The sequence below is a fragment of the Bradyrhizobium sp. 45 genome, from assembly GCF_023073155.1.
GTDB lineage: Bacteria > Pseudomonadota > Alphaproteobacteria > Rhizobiales > Xanthobacteraceae > Bradyrhizobium > Bradyrhizobium canariense_D.
Map to the genome: position 1 here is coordinate 1,358,807 of NZ_JADPIX010000122.1, position 19,639 is coordinate 1,378,445.

The 19,639-nt window shown below is 63.1% G+C and carries 17 protein-coding genes; 12 read left to right on the top strand and 5 right to left on the bottom strand.

The window, feature by feature from the left end; genetic code table 11:
- Positions 1–73 precede the first annotated feature (73 nt).
- Positions 74–1,000 (top strand): AraC family transcriptional regulator, encoded by a 927-nt coding sequence (locus tag IVB42_RS26895; protein ID WP_085385352.1) that lies wholly within the window; start codon positions 74–76, stop codon positions 998–1,000.
- Between the two features lie 2 nt (positions 1,001–1,002).
- Here the strand turns inward: IVB42_RS26895 and IVB42_RS26900 are convergent, their stop codons facing one another.
- Positions 1,003–1,929, bottom strand: a complete 927-nt coding sequence (locus tag IVB42_RS26900; RefSeq protein ID WP_085361470.1) for a catalase family peroxidase — start codon at positions 1,927–1,929, stop codon at positions 1,003–1,005.
- A 562-nt stretch (positions 1,930–2,491) separates the two neighbouring features.
- Between IVB42_RS26900 and IVB42_RS26905 the strand changes: the two genes are divergently transcribed.
- Together IVB42_RS26905 and IVB42_RS26910 are read left to right on the top strand one after the other, a co-directional pair.
- Positions 2,492–3,007 carry a hypothetical protein gene (locus IVB42_RS26905; protein WP_204512115.1) on the top strand — a complete coding sequence of 172 codons (516 nt, stop codon included), beginning with the start codon at positions 2,492–2,494 and terminating at the stop codon, positions 3,005–3,007.
- Between the two features lie 317 nt (positions 3,008–3,324).
- A complete protein-coding gene (locus IVB42_RS26910; protein ID WP_247294985.1) occupies positions 3,325–6,654 on the top strand; it encodes an adenylate/guanylate cyclase domain-containing protein in 3,330 nt (1,109 codons plus the stop codon).
- Between the two features lie 127 nt (positions 6,655–6,781).
- Here IVB42_RS26910 and phaZ read toward each other — a convergent pair whose 3' ends face one another.
- Complete coding sequence (phaZ, locus tag IVB42_RS26915; protein ID WP_018454111.1) at positions 6,782–8,005, bottom strand: polyhydroxyalkanoate depolymerase; 1,224 nt, start codon at positions 8,003–8,005, stop codon at positions 6,782–6,784.
- A 169-nt stretch (positions 8,006–8,174) separates the two neighbouring features.
- Between phaZ and IVB42_RS26920 the strand changes: the two genes are divergently transcribed.
- Positions 8,175–8,831, top strand: coding sequence for a glutathione S-transferase family protein (locus tag IVB42_RS26920; protein WP_085395676.1), 657 nt, complete (start codon positions 8,175–8,177; stop codon positions 8,829–8,831).
- 279 nt (positions 8,832–9,110) lie between these two features.
- Here the strand turns inward: IVB42_RS26920 and IVB42_RS26925 are convergent, their stop codons facing one another.
- Positions 9,111–9,335 (bottom strand): hypothetical protein, encoded by a 225-nt coding sequence (locus IVB42_RS26925; protein WP_018454113.1) that lies wholly within the window; start codon positions 9,333–9,335, stop codon positions 9,111–9,113.
- Positions 9,336–9,517: 182 nt separating this feature from the next.
- Here IVB42_RS26925 and IVB42_RS26930 point away from each other — a divergent pair, with 182 nt between their 5' ends.
- The gene (locus IVB42_RS26930) at positions 9,518–9,874 is read left to right on the top strand and encodes a hypothetical protein (RefSeq protein WP_085395675.1); all 357 of its coding nucleotides are present in this window, start codon (positions 9,518–9,520) and stop codon (positions 9,872–9,874) included.
- A 9-nt stretch (positions 9,875–9,883) separates the two neighbouring features.
- On the opposite strand, the gene IVB42_RS26935 is transcribed toward IVB42_RS26930, so the two are convergent.
- Positions 9,884–10,987, bottom strand: coding sequence for a mandelate racemase/muconate lactonizing enzyme family protein (locus IVB42_RS26935; RefSeq protein ID WP_085395674.1), 1,104 nt, complete (start codon positions 10,985–10,987; stop codon positions 9,884–9,886).
- 177 nt (positions 10,988–11,164) lie between these two features.
- Here IVB42_RS26935 and IVB42_RS26940 point away from each other — a divergent pair, with 177 nt between their 5' ends.
- The 4 genes from IVB42_RS26940 (at position 11,165) to IVB42_RS26955 (ending at position 15,434) form a co-directional block, all read left to right on the top strand.
- The gene (locus tag IVB42_RS26940; RefSeq protein WP_162496389.1) at positions 11,165–11,998 is read left to right on the top strand and encodes an AraC family transcriptional regulator; all 834 of its coding nucleotides are present in this window, start codon (positions 11,165–11,167) and stop codon (positions 11,996–11,998) included.
- A 135-nt stretch (positions 11,999–12,133) separates the two neighbouring features.
- The gene (locus IVB42_RS26945; protein WP_085395672.1) at positions 12,134–13,060 is read left to right on the top strand and encodes an SMP-30/gluconolactonase/LRE family protein; all 927 of its coding nucleotides are present in this window, start codon (positions 12,134–12,136) and stop codon (positions 13,058–13,060) included.
- Positions 13,061–13,177: 117 nt separating this feature from the next.
- Complete coding sequence (locus IVB42_RS26950) at positions 13,178–13,771, top strand: GNAT family protein (protein ID WP_018454118.1); 594 nt, start codon at positions 13,178–13,180, stop codon at positions 13,769–13,771.
- Positions 13,772–13,787: 16 nt separating this feature from the next.
- A complete protein-coding gene (locus IVB42_RS26955; RefSeq protein ID WP_018454119.1) occupies positions 13,788–15,434 on the top strand; it encodes a GMC family oxidoreductase N-terminal domain-containing protein in 1,647 nt (548 codons plus the stop codon).
- A 408-nt stretch (positions 15,435–15,842) separates the two neighbouring features.
- Here the strand turns inward: IVB42_RS26955 and IVB42_RS26960 are convergent, their stop codons facing one another.
- Positions 15,843–16,685, bottom strand: coding sequence for a MoxR family ATPase (locus IVB42_RS26960; protein WP_007600695.1), 843 nt, complete (start codon positions 16,683–16,685; stop codon positions 15,843–15,845).
- Between the two features lie 248 nt (positions 16,686–16,933).
- Here IVB42_RS26960 and IVB42_RS26965 point away from each other — a divergent pair, with 248 nt between their 5' ends.
- The 3 genes from IVB42_RS26965 to sseA all read left to right on the top strand — a co-directional run bounded on the left by IVB42_RS26965 (position 16,934) and on the right by sseA (position 19,639).
- Positions 16,934–18,109 (top strand): VWA domain-containing protein, encoded by a 1,176-nt coding sequence (locus IVB42_RS26965; protein ID WP_018454121.1) that lies wholly within the window; start codon positions 16,934–16,936, stop codon positions 18,107–18,109.
- A 42-nt stretch (positions 18,110–18,151) separates the two neighbouring features.
- Entirely contained in the window at positions 18,152–18,565 is a 414-nt protein-coding gene (locus IVB42_RS26970) for a rhodanese-like domain-containing protein (RefSeq protein ID WP_018454122.1), read from the top strand.
- A gap of 222 nt (positions 18,566–18,787) precedes the next feature.
- The gene (sseA, locus tag IVB42_RS26975; protein ID WP_018454123.1) at positions 18,788–19,639 is read left to right on the top strand and encodes a 3-mercaptopyruvate sulfurtransferase; all 852 of its coding nucleotides are present in this window, start codon (positions 18,788–18,790) and stop codon (positions 19,637–19,639) included.

The following is a 19,639-nucleotide window of genomic DNA, read 5'->3' on the forward strand; positions in this document are numbered from 1 at the left end:
CCGGCGATCTCCGATAATGCGCGGATCTCGGGAAGGCCGGCGAAGACGTGCCTTTACGGATGGATTTACTAGAATGACACAAGCAGGCGTCTACGGGCAGAGGCTCGGGCAGGGCCTTCGCTCCAAGCAAGCACCGGTCCTGATCACGCGTTCGCTGCACAGCGCCGAGCTCGCGGTCACCGAAGTCCGCAACGACGATCCGACACCGGATATTTCCGGATCGCTGGCTGCGGAAGATGCCTATCTCCTCAGCCTGAAACTCCGCGACTATCCGGATTGCGAATGCTGGGAGGAGGGCCGCTGTGTCACCAAGGCGGATGTTCGCGCAGGTGCGACTTATCTGTACGACCTCAAGCGTGACCCGCGCTATGTGATCGACAAGCCGTTTCACTCGCTCTTCTTCTATTTGCCGCGCTCGGCGCTCAACAGCGTTGCCAGGCAACCGGGCGGGCCGCGCGTAGGCGAGCTCAGCTACGAGCCCGGTGTCGGTCATGACGACGAGGTCGTTCGACATGTCGGTGCCTCGTTGCGGCAAGGACTGTGTCGGCCCGACGAGACCAACCAGCTTTTCGTCGATCACATGATGCTCGCGCTCACCGCCCATGTCGCCCAGACCTATGGTGGGCTGAAGCCGGCCGCGGAACCGAGCCGCGGCGGTCTCGCGCCATGGCAGGTGAAGCGTGCGTGTGACCGGCTCGATTCCGATCTCTCGGGCAAGATCGCGCTGCAGCTGATCGCGACCGAGCTTGGCCTGTCAGTCAGCCACTTCTCACGCGCATTCCGGATCTCCACCGGCCTGCCGCCGCATCAATGGCTGCTCCAACAGCGCGTCAAGGCGGCCAAGCAACTGATGACAGTCCGCGACCTGCCGTTATCCGAGATTGCCATCTCGGCCGGATTTGCCAATCAGAGCCATTTCACGCGGGTGTTCTCGTCCATCGTCGGCGTCAGTCCGGGCGCATGGCGCCGAGAAACGGATGGTGGACGGGACAAGACTTGAAGTTACCGACGCTTCGCCAGCGAGATCGTGTAGGCCGTGCGGCGCGCCGCAAAAATCTCGTCCGGCGGATGGCCGATGCCGTCGGCAAGATTGGCTGGATTGAAGATGGAGCCGTCGCAGGCCGCGTTGGCTTCGAGGCTGGTGATGACGATCGTCCCCAGCCGCACCTGCTCACGGTTGTCCTCGTCCGGCCATCGCAGGGTCACGTCCATAGTGGGATCGCCGGGACGGTCGAGCAAGGCCATCACGTTGAATCGGACGTCGCCGGCTACGATCCTCCGCGCGAGATCGTCATGCAGGAAATCGGCCGACTTCGCCCTCGCTTCGTCCTCGCTCAAGGTGACGTCGCCGCCGACCGGCGAGACCTTGAACTTGATGAAGCGGGTCTCATCCTTCGCGTTCGTCGCGGGAAAGGAGTGCACGCCCCAATAGGTCGTGCCGGCAAAGCTGCCGGGCAGCCGGCGTGCCGCGACGTAATTCGCCTGGTTCAGTGTTTCAGGATTGGCTGCCGAAAAGGCCCGGACCTTCTCGATGTCAGGCTTGCCGTCCGCACCCGGAATGCGCGCCTCGAGGAAGGCGAGCATCTGGTCGAGCGTCCGTGCAAAATGCACCGGAGCGGTTTCCGTCAGGATGTCCGAGCGATGGGCGTCGTCGCCCAGCCTGAAGCTGAAGCCGCGCAGCACGAGGTTGTTGGTGTCGGTCACCCCGGGATTGCCGCCGCCGACGGAGAAGCGCGCCAGCACGCGCGACGGTTTTGTGAAGCTCAGCGATCGCGTAATCTCTGCCGCGCGGTCGGACGGGGCATAGGTCCCGCGCACACATCGACCCTTGGCGAAGCTCGCGCGCACCTTCGGCGGATTGCCTGCGACCGCCTTCAATGCATCGACGACCGCGGCGGGTGTTGCAGCGGGGGTGGGAAGTTCGGACATGGCTTGGCCTCCGGCAAAAGCGGCATGTCCGTGTGTTAGGGCTGGCGGAGCGCCGGCGTCTTTCCTAAAGCCGCGCTGCCTTGTCCGATCCTGCTGATTGCTTGCTCGCGCTTCAGGAATTCACGTGCACGAAACACGGTATGAGGGGATAGATCTGATGTCGGCGAGACGCGGGACAACTTGTTTACTGATTCAGCTCCCGTGCTCCCGGGTCTCGCGACGATGCAGACTTGTCCTCCGGAAATTGTGATCGGATAGAGCGACGGGGAACCGCGTTATGTGAACCGTCTCATATTTCATCACTCTCTTTCGAGCTATCACTCCCGCAAGAAATTGCCGCACCCGGACCTAACTGACCGACACGGGTGAGATGCAATGCCTGCGTAGCCGCGTGCTCGCAGCTTTGGATTGGCTCTCGTCTTGCTCACGAGCAAGCCAGCCCCATCACTCAGCACAGATTTTTCAGAAATTGGAATCAAGGCAATCGCAAAACGCGTCCACGAGGCTGCCTCTATTCGGGGTCGGCCGGTAGGCCGCTACTTACCTAAGAAGGAGACCCCCAATGAAAATTAGTGATGCAGTTTCCAGCGCATTTTCCCTAACGAGGGGCTCCGGCAATCTTCGGATCGCTCGTTCCGGTCTGATCAGGTCGGCCCATCTTCTTGAAAGAATTGGGCTCGCAGCCGTTGGGGCCTCCTGTGGCCTCTATGTGGGTGCGACCCTGTTGCGTGAGAAAGGCGGACTGTTTGAAAGCGGCTGGATCGTGCTGATAACGATGCTCTATGGAGCTCTCAGCTATTATGTCGGAATTGATTTGTCTCGCAGTGTCGCGCGGAAGTCGATCTCGAGCAACTCGGAAGAGTGGAATGGTTCCGAGCCGGCTGAGATCATGAGTGCGGCTGGAACGTTCGGCGCCGCGATTGCCGCAACTCTGTCCGTCAGCATCCTTGTCCTTGATCAAAACCCAGCCAATGGCCTGATAACCTTTGTTGCCGGCTGTTGGGTGGTTGGTTCCTCGCTCCAAGTTGCGGCGGGCATGATGGCTCGCAACTACGAAGCGCGCATGGACAAGCAATGAAGGAATTGTCCTCACGCAAGAACGTCTGCTTGGCGTCATGACGAGTGCACAAGCCGCAGTGTTGGATTCGATTTCAGGTCCGGAGTGAGTAGTGACCACTCATCGCAACCTCTGTCGTCCAACGCTGCGGGAAGACGATTTTTGGTAGCGCAGTCGTTCGCATCGGGCGGCGACCCGGCTTGGAAGCCGTGTCGGTACTGAGTAACCTAAATTATCGCACAACAAACAAGACGTGCCATCATGGCGGTGTTGGGATATCGTCCCCGCGCCGTGGTCCAAAATCCTGCTAACCGCCAACCACACGATCGGTGGAGCCAATGCAGATTGCGGAGTGGCTCGAGAAACTGGGGCTTGGGCAATACGCAGAGCGTTTTGCCCAGAATGGAATCGACGTGGGCGTCCTCCCCGAACTGATGGACGAGGACTTTGAAAAGCTCGGAGTCCTGCTAGGCCATCGCCGCAAAATGCTGCGTGCTATTGCCGACCTCGATCCAGCCGCGTTGATCGCATCGCCGACCCCTCCTCAGGACGCCGAGCGGCGCCACCTCACCGTTATGTTTTGCGATCTGGTCGGCTCGACCGCGCTCTCGGCGCGTCTCGATCCCGAGGATATGTGGGAAGTGATCCGGGCCTACCGCGCCGCCTGCGCGAGCGTCATTGCCGCTTATGACGGCAGGATAGCCAGGTTCGTTGGCGACGGAATACTCGTCTATTTCGGCTATCCTCGCGCGCATGAGGATGATGCGGAGCGCGCAGTACGAGCTGCCCTCGACACTATCTCCGCAATTGGGCAGCTCAAAACGGGCGCCGACGAACGGGTTGAACTGCGCATCGCAATTGCGACAGGGCTTGTGGTGGTCGGTGACCTCATCAGTGGAGATGCATCAGAGGAGCAGGCAACCGTCGGCGACACACCAAACCTCGCCGCTCGGCTCCAGAGCCTGGCGGAACCGGGCGCGGTCGTCGTTGCTTCGTCGACGCGCCGGCTGCTTGGTGATCTCTTCACGTTTCGCAATCTCGGCCGCCGTGAGGTCAAGGGGATAGCCGAACCAATCGCAGTCTGGGCGGTGGAGGGGGCGATCGCATCCGAGAGTCGCTTCGAGGCGGTCCGCGCGGTACGCTCGATCGGTTTTGTCGGCCGCAGGGACGAGATCGAGTTCACTCTCTCGCGCCAGCGGCTGGCATGGCAGGGGCAGGGCCAGATGGTATTGATTTCTGGCGAAGCGGGCATCGGCAAGTCGCGCATTGTCGCAACCCTGTCCGAAAGCCCCTCGTTGGGGGCGCACCGCCGGGTGCGATATCAGTGTTCGCCCTACCATACCAACAGTGTGCTCCATCCCTTTGTCGCGCAGCTCGAGCGCGCCGCCGGCATCCGGTCGCACGACACGCCTGGGCAAAAGCTCGACAAGCTCGAGGCAATGCTGTCGCTTGGAACACAGCAGGTCGCCCAAGCGACACCGCTCATTGCGGCTCTCCTTTCGATTCCCACCGGCGACCATTGTCCGCCGCTGGCTTTGAGCCCGGCGCAGCAGCGGCGACAGACATTTGCCGCCCTTCTGGATCAGCTTGAGGGGTTGGCGCGAGAGCAACCCCTGCTGATTATCTGCGAGGATATGCATTGGGCCGATGCCACGACACTTGAACTGTTCGATCTCGCGGTCGATCGTATCAGAGGACTGCCGATACTCGTGCTCATGACATCCCGGCCAGAGTTCGAGCCCTCCTGGTCGGGCCTTGCCAACGTCAGTCTGTTGCGGCTCGACCGACTCGATCGGCGGGACTCGCGCGCGCTGGTCGAACAGGTGGCCGTTGGTCGCCAGCTGCCACGCGAGATGATGAAGCAGATCATCGATAGGACGGATGGCATCCCACTATTCGTCGAGGAATTGACCAAGATGGTGCTGGAGTCCGGGCTACTCCTCGAAGATGCCGGGCGCTATCGTCTCGATAATCCGCTCCCGCCGCTCGCTATTCCCGCGACGCTGCAGGATTCGCTGATGGCGCGGCTTGACCGGCTGGCCCCCGTCAAGGAGTTAGCGCAGATAGGCGCCGCCATCGGTCGCGACTTTTCATACGCGCTGCTGAGATATGTGGCGGGACGCGATGATCTGACGCTGAGCGCTGCGCTAGCGCAACTCGAAGAGGCCGAACTGCTGGTGCGTCGCGGGGCTCCGCCCGAAGCAAACTATAGTTTCAAGCACGCCCTCGTTCAGGAAGCGGCCTACGAGAGCCTGCTCAAGAGCAAACGGCAGGTGCTTCACAAGCGCATCGGCGATGTCCTGCGCGAGAAGTTTCCAGTCGTCGCCGAGACTGAGCCGGAAGTTCTGGCACACCACTTCACTGAGGCGGGGCTGAACGAGGTCGCCCTCGAATGGTGGCGCAAGGCGGGCCTGCAGGCGCTGAAACGCTCCGCTTATTCCGAGGCGATTGCACATCTCGGCAAGGCGATTGCCATCGCCGATGACCTGCCCGATGAGCACGACCGGATGATGGGTAGGCTACATCTTCAAATCGCATATGGCCGTGCATTACGGGGCAGCCTCGGGCACAGCGCTCCCGAAACGGTCGCCGCATGGACGCGCGCCCGACAGTTCGCAGCCGACATCAATGATCCGGTTGAACTTGCGCCGGTCCATTCGGGTCTCTTCAATGCCTGCCTGACACACGGCGAACTCGCGCCGATGCAGGCGCTGGTGGATGCCATCGTGAACGCCGCTGACCGGCGACCGGCCTCACCGGTGGCCGCCGTCGTTGCACATTGGACGGGCGGGGTTACCTGCTGGTTCGGGGGCGACTACTTGAACGCGAGATTACATCTTGAGAAGGCACTAGAGATCTATGGTGACGAGCCGGATCCCGCGACGTTCAGGGGCTCGGCGCTGGATCTCCCATTCGTGATCATGAGGTTTCTTGCCCTGGTGCTTTGGCCCCTTGGCAGGATCGCCCGCGCACGCCGCCTCGCCGCGGAAGCGATAAGGGCTTCCGGAGAAAAACGGGCGCTTTCTCAGGCCAATGCGCTTGTTCATCGAGCTGTGTTCGACGGACTATGCGGGGGCATGTTGCAGCAAACAGAGACGATCCTGGCGCTTGGTCTCGCTCGCGACCACACGATGCCGCTGTATGTGGCCGCCGGCACTTACCTGAATGGCCTGGCCAAGTGGCGCGCTGGCGACGGAATGGCCGGGCTAACGGAAATGCGTCGCGGCTGGACCTTGCTGCACGAGAATGACTGCTACCTCTGTGAGCCGTTTTGGGGGATGCATGTCGCCATGGCGGATGCAGAGTCGGGCCAACTCGAAAACGGGCTGGAAATCTTGAGCGGATTGATCGCATGGGCGGGGCAATCCGGTCAGCATTGGCTTGATGCCGAGCTGCATCGCGTCTACGGGGAGCTTTTGTTGCGTCATGATCCTTCGGACCTAGCCAGGGCCGAAACTGCGCTAAGCCGAGCGCTTGAAATCGCACGGCACCAACGGGTGAAGACTTTCGAGCTGCGCAGCGCCATTGGACTTGCACGCCTGCATAAGACAAATGGCGGAGCGGGCGCGGTATCCGAGGTGCTCGCTCCCGTGCTCGCTGAATTCGATGCGGAGCGCAATCTTCCCGAAGTCGTTGAAGCCAGAGAGCTGCTCAAGCAAGTGCATTAGGCACGTGCGGTTTGTTTAGCTAGCCGTTTGGTCAGGAGAGACGTCTCGATCCTGACCCATCTCCGGTCGCCTCACTGCAATTGCGCGTTGAGGTTCGCACGTGACGTACGGGCCAGGGGCTGACGGGTTACGAATTCACGTGCACGAAATCCCGCAAGAGCGGGTAGATCTCGTTGTTCCAGCGTTTGCCCGAGAACACGCCGTAATGGCCGACGCCGGCCTGCATGTGGTGGACGCGGCGGTAGGCGCGTACGCCGGTGCAGAGGTCTTGCGCGGCCAGCGTCTGGCCGATCGAGCAGATGTCGTCCTTCTCGCCCTCGACCGTCATCAGCCCCATGCGGCTGACGGCCTTGGTGTTCACCGGACGTCCCCGATGCATCAGCTTGCCCTGGGGCAGAAGATGCTCCTGGAACACGTCTCGCACGGTCTCGATGTAGAATTCCGCGGGCAGGTCCATCACGGCGAAATATTCGTCGTAGAAGGTCTTGATGCTGGCCGCCTTCTCCTTCTCGCCCTTGGCGATGTGATCGGCGAGATCGATGTGCTGCTTGATATGGCGCTCGAGATTCATCGAGACGAAGGCGGTGAGCTGCACGAAGCCGGGATAGACTTTCCGCAGGGCACCGCGGCACTGCATCGGCACGTAGTTGATCAGGTTCTGCTCGAACCAGTCGATTGGCCTGCTCTTGGCGAATTCGTTGACCCTCGTCGGCTGGATGCGCGTGTCGATCGGGCCGGCCATCAGCGTCAGCGTCGCCGGCCGCGAAGGATGGTTGCCCTCGCACATGATCGCGGCGGCCGCGAGTGCGGAGACCGAGGGCTGGCAGATCGCGACCATATGCGGGCGGGGGCCTAATTGGCCGAGGAAGTCGATGAGATGCTCGGTGTAGTCGTCGAGCCCGAAACGGCCCTCGCTGCGGGGAATGTCGCGTGGATTGTGCCAGTCGGTGATGTAGACGTCGTGATCCTGCAGCAGCGTCTTCACGGTGCCGCGCAGCAGCGTCGAAAAATGGCCGGACATCGGCGCCACCAGGAGCATGCGCGGCTGCTCGCCCACGCCTTCCTTCTTGAAACGCAGCAGCGAGCCGAACGGGGTCGCGTAAGCGATCTCCTCGGTTACGGCGACCTCGCGATTGCCGACCATGACGCTGTCGATGCCGTAGGCGGGGCGGTGATAGGTGAGGGTGGAGCGGGAGATCAACTCCAGCGCGGCCGACAGCCGGCCGACGACCTGATCCGATAAGCCCTGCGGCACCAGATTGAGGAATTTGAGTGCGGACGAAGCCCCCGACCGCCACGGCGCCGTCAGGTCCATATGGTTCTGAAAGGCCTGATAATACATCGACATCATACTGAAACGCCCACCTGTCCCCGTGCTGCTATGCAATATCGGAGCCAAACCGGAGATGGGCCGTCCTCAAGATTGGCACGTCGCTTGCTGCTCTTTTGGCGGGAAGCACAGGCGGTGCGCACTCCCGCAGTCCAGGCGGGTGCAAGTCTTAGGCGTGAGGGAAGGCCATATGGCGAAGGCGACACTGACCATCAGCAGCAAGAACTATTCGTCCTGGTCGCTGCGTGGCTGGCTGCTGACGAAATTTTCCGGGCTCGATTTCGATGAGATCGTCACCGCGCCGGACGACGCGTCGGCGCGTGCCGAAATCCTGCTATTGTCGTCGTCGATCCTGGTGCCGTGCCTGCGGCACGACGGCGCGATCGTCTGGGATACGCTGGCGATCGCCGAATATCTCAACGAGGCGATGCCGGATGCCGGGCTGCTGCCCGCGGATCGCGTTCAGCGCGCGCATTGCCGCTCGATCTGCGGCGAAATCCATTCCGGCTTCACCACCTTGCGCGCCTCGCTGCCGGTCAATCTGAAGGGGCACTTCCCCGGCTTCAAGATCTGGTCGCGCGCGCAGGCCGACATCGATCGCGTCTGGGCGATCTGGCGCGACTGCCTGGACAAATCGGGCGGCCCCTTCCTGTTCGGCGAGACCCGCACCATGGCTGACGCGATGTACGCCCCGGTGGTGACGCGCTTCGTGACCTATAACGTCAAGCTCGAGCCACAGCTGCAAGCCTATGCCGATACCATCATCGCCATGCCGGAGATGAAGGAATGGATCGCGGCGGCACGGGATGAGCCGGCCGAGATCGAGGAGCTCGAGGTCGAATATTAGGCAGGCCGGGTGCCATCTGCCTGTTTTGGGAGCGAGCATCCAACCGCCGCACCCCGCGGTCATGTCATTGAAGGCGTTAACGTTTGACGCCCGTGGTGGGCTGAGCCCGCTCACGCGCTGTGCAGATATTGTATGCGCGCGCTGGCCGGTTGCGACATCTAGCCGTGAACAGGCGCGTACGGGGCGCTACGGCTGATTCGGACGTGATTCGTTCGGGCCGCGTTCCGAAGGTTAAAGCCGGGACGCGGCCCCGTTGCATTTTGAGACAGAAATCAGTGCTCAGGCCACGCCCGAATGCTTCATGCGCGGGACGCGCCAGCCGATGACGGTTGCTTCAACTGCGACGCCGGCCGCGTGGTTCTGCCAGCGTCCCTCGATATAGCGGCAGGCGAACGGCAGCTGATACGTTCCGCTGTGGTCCTCGCACAGCACTTCGACTGCAAGGCCGGGCGGCGGTTCTCCGGCGCCGTCGAATTCCGCCAGTCGTCTGTCGCGCGTTGCCATCAAAAAACTCCCTTAAACAAAGCCGCGGAAAGAGTGCCCATTTCCTCCGCGTGCAGATCATCGCTCCCCGTGCGAGGGAACAGCCGCAAGCTCAACGCGAGAATGCGGTGCGAGTGTGGTAGCCTCGACAGGCTGCGTGCAAAAAGCGCACATTGCCGTGATTGATTTGACAAGGAACCTGTATGCTGCTTCGAAGCGCCGTCGTTTGTTTCGCGATGTTGCTGCTCGCTACGCTGGCGATTGTGCCGGTCCGCGCGCAGGACGTGCCCGGTATCGAGATCTGCACCGTCGAGAAGACCATGGAGCGCCGCACCAGCTGCCTCCAGAGCAACGTCGACTTCCTCCAGAAGACGATCACCAAGTTCAACCTCGATCACCAGCAGAAGCTGGACGCCGCGGCTCGCCAGATCGATGCGTTGAAGACGACCGTGGCCGGCTTGCAGAAGATGCTCGGCGATCTCCAGGCCGCGCAGGCGAAGACCGCGGAGGATGTGAAGAAGAAACAGGATGCGCCGCCGCCGAAGGATGCGGCGAAATAGGCGCCGCGCTCAGGCGACGCGATATCGCTCCATGACGCTGCGGGCGGGCTCATAGCCGAGCCCAGGTCCGGTCGGCACCGCGACATGGCCGGTGGCATCGACATCGGCGCGGCCGCCCCAGAGGCAGGCCTCGCGCTTCAGGTAAAACATCTCGACCAACCCGTCGTCGCGCCCCGCCAGGAGATGCAAGGTCGCCAGCAGGCCGGGGCCGAAATACGGGGAGTGCGGAACGATCTTGACGTCTTGCCGATCCGCGAGCGCCGCAACCTTCAGAAATTCCGTGATGCCGCCGACCTTGATCACCGACGGCTGGGCGTGGCTGACCGCGCCCGCCTCCATCATCTGGCGGAATTGATATTCCGTGCAGGCGTTCTCGCCGGCGGCGACGCCGAGCCCGCCCTTGCTGCGGACCTCGGCGAGCGCCGCAAAATCCTCCGGCGGCCAGACCGGCTCTTCCAGGAACATCGGCTGCGCGTCCCCGCATGTCCTGGCGAACGCGACCGCCTGCTCGCCTGACAGCGGGCAGTTCATGTCCACCATCAGCGGAATGCCGGGCCCGATCGCCGCGCGCGCGGCAAACACCGCCGGCGCCGTGGTCTCGTGCAGCTTGATGGCGCCATAGCCGAGTGCGAGCGCCTTCTTGCATTCGGCGGCGATGTTGTCGGGCGAACCGATCCGCAACAGGCTCGCATAGGCCGGAATGGCCGAGCGCCTGGTGTCGCCGAGCAGGCGGTTCAGCGGCACGCCCTCGATCTTGGCGGCGAGGTCCCACAGCGCGATGTCGAGCCCGGAGATCGCGAACATGGTGATGCCGTAACGGCCGAACAGATGCAGATTGCGCTGGATCTGGTCCATCACCGCGGGGATGCCGGCGGCATCGGGAACCTGCAGCCCATGGGCTTGTGGTGCGATCATTTCCTCGACGGCACTGCGCGTGGTGCGGGGGCAGACATAGGCGAAGGCATCGCCCCAGCCGGTGAGCCCGGCGTCGGTGGTGACCTCGAGGATCACCATGTCGAGGGCGGTGATGGCGGAGGCGCCCTGACGGAAGCTCGCGACACCAGCGTCATAGGGGATGCGGATATGGTGCGCCCGCACATCGGTGATTTTCATGACGCGGTTCCTCCTGCTTTCTTGTGAGCGGTTTCAAGGACGTCCCGAGTGTAGCCATGAACGCCCGGACGTTGCCAGTGGCTGTTCCGGCGTTATCCTCCTGCGGGACCGCAACGCCGATCAAGCGAAACCCGCGGACTTCCGTGCATCATGGTCGCGCTTCGAACGAGAAACGCCATGAACCCAGCCCAGCGCGCGCTCTGGTATGTCGAGAGCCATCTGGCCGAGCCGATGACGCTCGACGAGATCGCTGCGATATCGGGCGTGTCGCGGTTCCACATCGTGCGCGCGTTTGCCGTAGCCACCGGCCTGCCGGTGATGCGGTACGTGCGCGCGCGGCGGCTGAGCGAAGCGGCGCGCAGTCTTGCGAATGGCGCGCCGGACATCCTGTCGCTGGCGCTGGAGGCCGATTACGGCTCGCACGAAGCATTCACCCGCGCGTTCCGCGACCAGTTCGGCACCACGCCCGAAGCGGTGCGCGCCGCGCAATGCACCGGCCATCTCAAGCTTCAGGAGCCGATCCTCATGGATTCAACCATCTCGGACAAACTCGCCAACCCGCGCTTCGAAACCACAAAGGCCTTCCTCGTCGCAGGCATCAGCGAGCGCATCTCCTGCGACAACGGCGCGGCCATTCCTGGACTGTGGCAGCGCTTCCACCAGGAGGTCGCCGACATTCCCGCGCGCGTTGGACCGGTCGCCTATGGCGTCTGCTGCAACGGCGACGATGCCGGCAATTTCGACTACATTGCCGGCGTCGAGGTCGCCGATTTCTCCGAACTGCCGCGCCCCTTCGGCCGTATCCGCATCCCCGAGCAGCGCTATGCGGTGTTCACCCACACCGACCACGTCGCCTCGATCAGGCGCACCGTCAACGCGATCTGGAATCAGTGGCTGCCGGCCTCCGGCCTGAAGGCTGCCGATGCGCCGAACTTCGAGCGCTACGACGAGAAATTCGATCCCGCCACCGGCAATGGCGGCCTGGAGATTTGGATACCCGTGCGAGATTAGCGCGCAACGCTGGCATACCATCCGGCTTGCTTGGCAAGCCCCGGTGACTTTGTCATAACCGCAGGCAATCTTGCGTGTGGGGCCCGTGCCGGACATCCCGCGCAAGTCATAACAAGCAGCCGGGAGGGTCCCCACATGTCCAACGTCCGCGTTCTCGCCACCGACCTCGAATTTCCCGAAGGGCCGGTCGTGATGCCGGACGGCTCGGTCGTGCTGGTGGAAATCCGCGGCCAGCGCCTGACCCGAATCCATCCCGACGGGCGCAAGGAGGTCGTCGCGAAGATTCCGGGCGGCCCGAACGGCGCAGCCCTCGGCCCCGACGGCAAGATCTACATCTGCAACAATGGCGGCTTCTCCTGGATCCCGACCCGCAACATGATCATGCCGGGTCCGCAGCCCGACGGCTATCTCGGCGGCTCGATCCAGCGCGTCGATCTGCAATCCGGCCAGATCGAAACCGTCGTGACCAGATGCGCCGAGCACGATCTGCGCGGGCCGAACGATCTGGTGTTCGACAAGCAGGGCGGCCTCTGGTTCTCCGATCTCGGCAAGCGCCGCGCGCGCGAGATGGACGTCGGCGGCATGTACTATCTCAAGCCCGGCATGAAGGAGATCGTCGAGGTCGTCCACGGCGTGTTGCCGGCGAACGGCATCGGCCTCTCGCCGGACGAGACCACCGTCTACATCGCGGAGACGCCGACGGGCCGGCTCTGGGCCTACGAGCTCTCCGCGCCCGGCACGCTCAAGCCGCGCGACGCGATCTATCGCGGCGAGCGGGGCAAACCGATCTGCGGCCTCGGCGGCTACCAGATGTTCGATTCGCTGGCGGTCGAAGCCAACGGCAATGTCTGCGTCGCCACCCTCGTCTCCGGCTGCATCTCGGTGATCGCGCCCGATGGCACGCTGGTCGAGCAGATCCCGACCGGCGACCGCGTCACCACCAACATCGCCTTCGGCGGCCCCGAGCTGAAGACCGCCTACATCACCCTCTCCGGCAAGGGCGAGCTGATCGCCATGGACTGGCCGCGCAGCGGTTTGCCGTTGAATTTCCTTAACAAGTAAACGGTGCTAGTGACCATCATTGCAACCGAAGCGAAGCAATCCAGGAATGCGTCCGCGGTGACAGTCTGGATTGCTTCGTCGCTTCGCTCCTCGCAATGACAAAGGAGAGAGTTTCAAATGCCCTGGCCTGATCCCATCACCCTGCGCGGACAGCATGCCGCTCTGGAGCCGCTGTCGCATCAGCACCGCGAGGGGCTGAGCGAGGCCGTGAAGGATGGTGAGCTCTCCACCATCTGGTACACCGCAATCCCGACGCCGGACAACATGGGCAAGGAAATCGACCGCCGGCTCGGTCTTCAGGCCGCCGGCTCGATGCTCCCCTTCACCGTATTCGATGGCAGCGGCAAGATCGTGGGCATGACGACCTACATGAACATCGATGCGGCCAACCGCCGCGTCGAGATCGGCTCGACCTGGTATGGTAAGAGCGCGCAACGCGGCCCGCTCAACACGCAGTGCAAATTGCTGCTGCTCACCCACGCCTTCGAAACCCTGGACTGCATCGCGGTGGAATTCCGCACCCACTTCTTCAATCACCAGAGCCGCCGCGCCATCGAGCGCCTGGGCGCCAAGCAGGACGGCATCCTGCGCAGCCACCAGGTCGCGCCGAACGGCACGCTACGCGACACCGTGGTCTACAGCATCACCGCGGCCGAATGGCCTACGGTGCGAACGCATTTGAATTATCAACTCAACGACAAGCCGCGCTAGAGGCGGCCGAGGCACCATGGACAGATTTGATTATGTGATCGTCGGCGCGGGCTCCGCCGGTTGCGTGCTCACCAGCCGGCTGAGCGAAAACCCTGCGACCAGCGTTTGCGTGCTCGAGGCCGGCCCGAGCGACTGGCATCCCTACATCCATCTGCCGGCCGGCTTCATCAAGACCTTCCACATGAAGAGCATCAACTGGGCCTACCAGCAGGAGGTCGGACCCTGGACCGGCGGCCGCAGCATCTACGCGCCGCGCGGCAAGACGCTCGGCGGTTCGTCCTCGATCAACGGCCACATCTACAACCGCGGCCAGCGCATGGATTTCGACACCTGGGCGCAGATGGGCAATCGCGGCTGGGGCTATGCCGACGTGCTGCCCTACTTCCGGCGGCTGGAGAAGCGGGTCGGCGAGGGCGAGGACATTTATCGCGGCCGCGAAGGCAATCTCACCGTCACCACCATGAACTGGCGCGATCCGCTTTGCGAAGCCTTCATGGAAGGCGCGGTGAGCCTCGGCATTCCGCGCAACCCCGACTACAACGGCAAGACCCAGGAAGGCGTCTCCTATTGCCAGCGCACCATCGACAAGGGCTTGCGCGTCTCCGGCGCCACCGCTTTCCTCAAGCCCGCGATGAAGCGGCCGAACGTGCATGTCCGCACCCACGCGCATGCGACCGAGATCATCTTCGAGGGCAAGCGCGCCGTCGGCGTGCGCTACATGAAGGGCGGTCATGGCGGCACGCCGGTCGAGGTCCGCGCCAACAAGGAAGTGATCCTCTCCGGCGGCACCTATAATTCGCCGCAGCTGCTCCAGTTGTCCGGCATCGGCTCACCGGATCTGTTGCAGGCCCACGGCATCGCCGTGCGTCACGCGCTTCCGGTCGGCGAAGGCCTGCAAGATCACTACGCCCCGCGCACGGTCGCGCGCGTCAAGGACATCAGGACCATCAACGAGCTCCGCCGCGGCTGGCGTCTCTGGGTCGAGGCGATGAAATGGGCGACCGCGCGCAAAGGCCTGCTGTCGCTGTCGCCGACCATGGTCTACTGCTTCTGGCACTCCGGCGAGAGTGCGGAGAGCTCCGACCTCCAGCTCACCTTCACACCGGCGAGCTACAAGGAAGGCGTGCAGGGCCAGCTCGAGGACGAGCCCGGCATGACGGTGGCGTCCTGGCAGCAGCGCCCCGAGAGCCGCGGCTATGTCCGCATCCGCTCGGCAGATCCGTTTGCGCCGCCGATCATCCAGACCAACTATCTTGACGCCGAGCTCGACCGCCGGGTCATCGTCGGCGGCATGAAGCTCGCGCGCAGGCTTTTGAAGAGCGCGCCGCTGTCGCCCTATTACGCCTACGAGGATTTCCCCGGACCCAACGTCAATACCGACGACGAGTTTTTGGCGGCCGCCACCGAGCGCGGCACCACCACCTTCCACCCCGGCTGCACCTGCCGCATGGGCCCGGCGGATTCCACCTGGGCGGTGGTCGACGATCAGCTCCGCGTTCACGGGTTGCAAGGTCTCCGCGTCATCGATGCCTCCGTGATGCCGCGCATGATCTCGGCGAACCTCAATGCCTCAACCATGATGATCGCCGACCGCGCCTCGGACTTGATCCGCGGCAAGAAGCCGATGGAAGCCGCGCGCGTGCCGGATGCGGCGGTGGCGTAGCAAGGTCTCGTGCTCCGGACGCAGCGCTGCGCTTCCCCGGCGATGCGAAGCATCGTCCGGTGCAGCTGTGCGCTGCAGAGCCGGAGGCCCATCTCACGCGACCTTGGTCGCCCCTCGCGATTTGAAGCGCGAGTTGGAGAGGGCGATGCTCACCCTTGCTCCGTCATCGCGAGCGCAGCGATGCAATCCAGGATCTTTCCGCGGAGGCAGCCTGGATTGCTTCGCTGCGCTCGCAATGACGAGGTGGAGAGAGTGCGCCACACTCTCGGTGTCATCGCCCGGTTTGACCTGGCGATCCAGTATTCCAGAGGCGGTTATGATTGATTCGAGAAGCCGCGGCGTACTGGATTCCCCGCCTTCGCGGGGAATGACACCGGAAGGTGGGGCGGCAGCGGAGTGCGCTCGAACCTACACTTCCCTCCGGCTCAGGAACGCCAATCGCTCGAACAGATGCACGTCCTGCTCGTTCTTGAGCAGCGCACCGTGCAGTGGTGGGATCAGCTTGCGCGGGTCGCGCTCGCGCAACTGCTCGACGCTCATGTCTTCGTTGAGCAGCAGTTTGAGCCAGTCCAGAAGCTCTGAGGTGGAGGGCTTCTTCTTCAACCCGGGCACTTCGCGGACCTCGAAGAAGATGCGCAGGGCTTCCTCGACCAGCCGCTTCTTGATGCCGGGGAAGTGGACGTCGACGATCCGGGTCATGGTGTCGGCATCGGGGAACTTGATGTAGTGGAAGAAGCAGCGGCGCAGGAACGCGTCCGGCAGCTCCTTCTCGTTGTTGGAGGTGATCATCATGATCGGGCGCTGCTTGGCCTTGATCGTCTCGCCGGTCTCGTAGACGTGGAATTCCATGCGGTCGAGCTCAAGCAGGAGATCATTTGGGAATTCGATGTCGGCCTTGTCGATCTCGTCGATCAGCAGCACCGGGCGCTGCTCGGCGGTGAAGGCATCCCACAGCTTGCCGCGCTTGATGTAGTTCTTGATGTCGGACACGCGGGCATCGCCAAGCTGGCTGTCGCGAAGGCGCGATACCGCGTCGTATTCATAGAGGCCTTGCTGTGCCTTGGTGGTGGACTTGATGTGCCAGGTCAGAAGCGGGGCGTTCAGCGCCTTCGCCACTTCCTCCGCCAGCACCGTCTTGCCGGTGCCGGGCTCGCCCTTGATGAGCAGCGGGCGCTCCAGCACGATCGAGGCATTGACCGCGACCTTGAGATCGTCGGTCGCAACATAGTCCTTGGTGCCGGTAAATTTCATCGCGCGTCCTTGTTGGTCGTCGTCCCAGGAATTGCCAGTTTCATGGCCCTGGTCCAACAAACGGAACGGCCGCGCGTGGCGGCCGTTCCTGGTTCGGTCAGGCTTTCAGACCCGTTTTATCAGCGAAAGGATGACGAGCACAATCGCTCCGCCAATCCCGCCTGGCGGACAATCCTGCCCAGAGCTCGTCGGGTGGGGTCTCCGAGGCGCCCCTTGACGCCGACAATCCAAAGGGCAATCTGTCACCCATGTTCCTGCAATTCTTCACTTCTCTGCGCGATGCGCAGGTCCCCGTGACGCTGCGCGAATACCTCACGCTGATGGAGGCGCTCGACGCCGACCTCGCGGACTACTCGGTCGAGAATTTCTACTATCTCTCGCGCACCTCCCTGGTGAAGGACGAGCGCAACCTCGACAAGTTCGACCGCGTCTTCGGCACCGTCTTCAAGGGGCTGGAAAGCCTGCTCGACGCCATGGAGGGGGCCGAGATCCCCGAGGAGTGGCTGAAGAAGCTCGCCGAGAAATACCTGACCGACGAAGAGAAGAAGCAGATCGAGGCCATGGGCTGGGACAAGCTCATGGAGACCCTGAAGAAGCGTCTCGAGGAGCAGAAGGGCCGTCATCAGGGCGGCTCGAAGTGGATCGGCACCGCCGGCACCTCGCCGTTCGGCGCTCATGGTTACAATCCCGAAGGCATTCGCATCGGCCAGGACAAGAACCGCAACAACCGCGCCGTCAAGGTGTGGGACAAGCGCGAGTTCAAGGATCTGGACGGCAATGTCGAGCTCGGCATCCGCAACATCAAGGTGGCATTGCGCCGCCTGCGCAAATTCGCGCGCACCGGCGCGCCGGATGAACTCGATCTCGACACCACCATCCGCGAGACCGCCAATCACGGCTATCTCGACGTGCACATGCGGCCCGAGCGCCGCAACGCGGTGAAGCTGCTAGTGTTCTTCGACATCGGCGGCTCGATGGACGCGCATATCGAGCAGGTCGAGGAGTTGTTCTCGGCGGCGAAGAGCGAGTTCAAGCACATGGAGTATTTCTACTTCCACAATTGCCTCTATGAAGGCGTGTGGAAGCAGAACAAGCGGCGCTTTACCGACCGCACCCCGACCTGGGACGTGCTGCACAAATACCCGCACGATTACAAGATCGTGTTCGTCGGCGACGCCTCGATGTCGCCCTACGAGATCATGGTGCCCGGCGGCTCGGTCGAGCACGTCAACGAGGAGCCCGGCTCGGTCTGGCTCGACCGCATCATCCGTACCTATCCGCATTCGGTGTGGCTGAACCCCGTGCAACAGAAGCACTGGGACTATTCGGAATCCACCACCATCATCAAACGCATTTTCGCCAACCGCATGTATCCGATCACGATCGAGGGACTTGAAGGTGCGATGAAGGAATTAACGCACTAGCTCGCGCTCCGCGCCGGGAATGACTACAAGAGGGAGAACCACGTGCCCCAGACCATCACCCGTGGCATCAAGGCGCTGATCGACGAGGCCAATGCCGAGATCGAGACGCTCACCGCCAAAGACGCCATCGAGATCTCCAAGAACGGCGACGTCGTCATCGTCGACATCCGCGATCCCCGCGAGATCGAGCGCGACGGCCGCATCCCCGGCGCGTTCGCCTGCACCCGCGGCATGCTCGAATTCTGGATCGATCCGCAGAGCCCTTATGCCAAGCCGGTGTTCCAGGAGGACAAGAAGTTCGTCTTCCATTGCGCCGGCGGCTTGCGCTCTGCGCTCGCCGCCAAGACTGCGCAGGACATGGGCCTCAAGCCCGTCGCCCACATCGCGGGCGGCTACGCCGCCTGGCGCGACGCCGGCGGGCCGACCCAACAGTGGGAGCCGAAGAAGAAGGGGTGAGGGTGCTGCGCTGCCGCTCCAATCTCCGGCGTCATTCCCCGCGAAAGCGGGGAATCCAGTACGCCGCGGCCTCTCGGCTCAATTACAATCGCCTCTGGAATACTGGATCGCCCGGTCCTAGTGCGCAATTGCGCACTGGCCGGGCGATGACAGCGGAGTTGGATGCGCACTGCTTCAACCTCGCTCACGTTGCGCTCGCCCGGAATAATAGAAAGATCTCGCATGCCCACCGATCCCCTCATCTCTACCGAATGGCTCGCCGCCCACATCAATGACGCCAACGTCAAGGTGCTCGACGCCAGCTTCAAGCTGCCGGGTGTGCTGCCATTGCCGAAGGACGATTATCTCGCCGCGCATCTGCCGGGCGCGGTGTTCTTCGACGTCGATGCGATCTCGGACCATTCCAACCCGCTGCCGCACATGTATCCGAGTGCCGAGCAGTTCGGCCGCGACGTCGGTCATCTCGGCATCTCCAATGCCGACACCGTCGTGATCTATGATGCCGGCGGCTGGGTCGCTGCTCCCCGCGCGTGGTGGATGTTCCTGGCTTTCGGGCACGGCAATGTGCGCATCCTCAATGGCGGCCTGAAGAAGTGGCGCGCCGAGGGGCGTCCGGTCGAGAGTGGCGAGGCGAAGCCGAAGCCTGCGACGTTCACGGCCAGCTACGATTCAAAACGCGTGCGCAGCATGCAGCAATTGATCGCCAACGTCGAAAGCCGTGCCGAGCAGGTGATCGACGCGCGCGCCGCCGACCGGTTCGAGGGCCGGGCGCCGGAGCCGCGCGCAGGCATCCGCTCCGGCCATATCCCGGGCGCGCGCAACGTGCCCTACAATCTCCTGTTCGACGCCGCGACCGGCACGATGAAGCCGCTTGATGATCTCCGCGCTGCCTTTACCAACGCCGGCGTCAGGCTCGATGCGCCGATCGTGACGAGCTGCGGCTCCGGGGTCTCCGCCGGCGTGCTGACATTGGCGCTCTATCGCCTCGGCATCACCGACACCGCGCTCTACGATGGCTCATGGTCGGAATGGGGCCAGGAAAAGGGACCGCCGATCGCAACCGGGCCGGCGTAA

Bases quoted from the DNA above. Each gene is read 5' to 3' on its own strand.
- IVB42_RS26905 (WP_204512115.1), top strand. From the start codon at position 2,492: ATGAAAATTAGTGATGCAGTTTCCAGCGCATTTTCCCTAACGAGGGGC.
- IVB42_RS26900 (WP_085361470.1), bottom strand. From the start codon at position 1,929: ATGTCCGAACTTCCCACCCCCGCTGCAACACCCGCCGCGGTCGTCGAT.
- IVB42_RS26950 (WP_018454118.1), top strand. From the start codon at position 13,178: ATGCCCTGGCCTGATCCCATCACCCTGCGCGGACAGCATGCCGCTCTG.
- IVB42_RS26895 (WP_085385352.1), top strand. From the start codon at position 74: ATGACACAAGCAGGCGTCTACGGGCAGAGGCTCGGGCAGGGCCTTCGC.
- IVB42_RS26945 (WP_085395672.1), top strand. From the start codon at position 12,134: ATGTCCAACGTCCGCGTTCTCGCCACCGACCTCGAATTTCCCGAAGGG.
- IVB42_RS26965 (WP_018454121.1), top strand. From the start codon at position 16,934: ATGTTCCTGCAATTCTTCACTTCTCTGCGCGATGCGCAGGTCCCCGTG.
- IVB42_RS26955 (WP_018454119.1), top strand. From the start codon at position 13,788: ATGGACAGATTTGATTATGTGATCGTCGGCGCGGGCTCCGCCGGTTGC.
- IVB42_RS26960 (WP_007600695.1), bottom strand. From the start codon at position 16,685: ATGAAATTTACCGGCACCAAGGACTATGTTGCGACCGACGATCTCAAG.
- IVB42_RS26920 (WP_085395676.1), top strand. From the start codon at position 8,175: ATGGCGAAGGCGACACTGACCATCAGCAGCAAGAACTATTCGTCCTGG.
- IVB42_RS26930 (WP_085395675.1), top strand. From the start codon at position 9,518: ATGCTGCTTCGAAGCGCCGTCGTTTGTTTCGCGATGTTGCTGCTCGCT.
- IVB42_RS26940 (WP_162496389.1), top strand. From the start codon at position 11,165: ATGAACCCAGCCCAGCGCGCGCTCTGGTATGTCGAGAGCCATCTGGCC.
- IVB42_RS26935 (WP_085395674.1), bottom strand. From the start codon at position 10,987: ATGAAAATCACCGATGTGCGGGCGCACCATATCCGCATCCCCTATGAC.
- IVB42_RS26925 (WP_018454113.1), bottom strand. From the start codon at position 9,335: ATGGCAACGCGCGACAGACGACTGGCGGAATTCGACGGCGCCGGAGAA.
- sseA (WP_018454123.1), top strand. From the start codon at position 18,788: ATGCCCACCGATCCCCTCATCTCTACCGAATGGCTCGCCGCCCACATC.
- IVB42_RS26910 (WP_247294985.1), top strand. From the start codon at position 3,325: ATGCAGATTGCGGAGTGGCTCGAGAAACTGGGGCTTGGGCAATACGCA.
- phaZ (WP_018454111.1), bottom strand. From the start codon at position 8,005: ATGATGTCGATGTATTATCAGGCCTTTCAGAACCATATGGACCTGACG.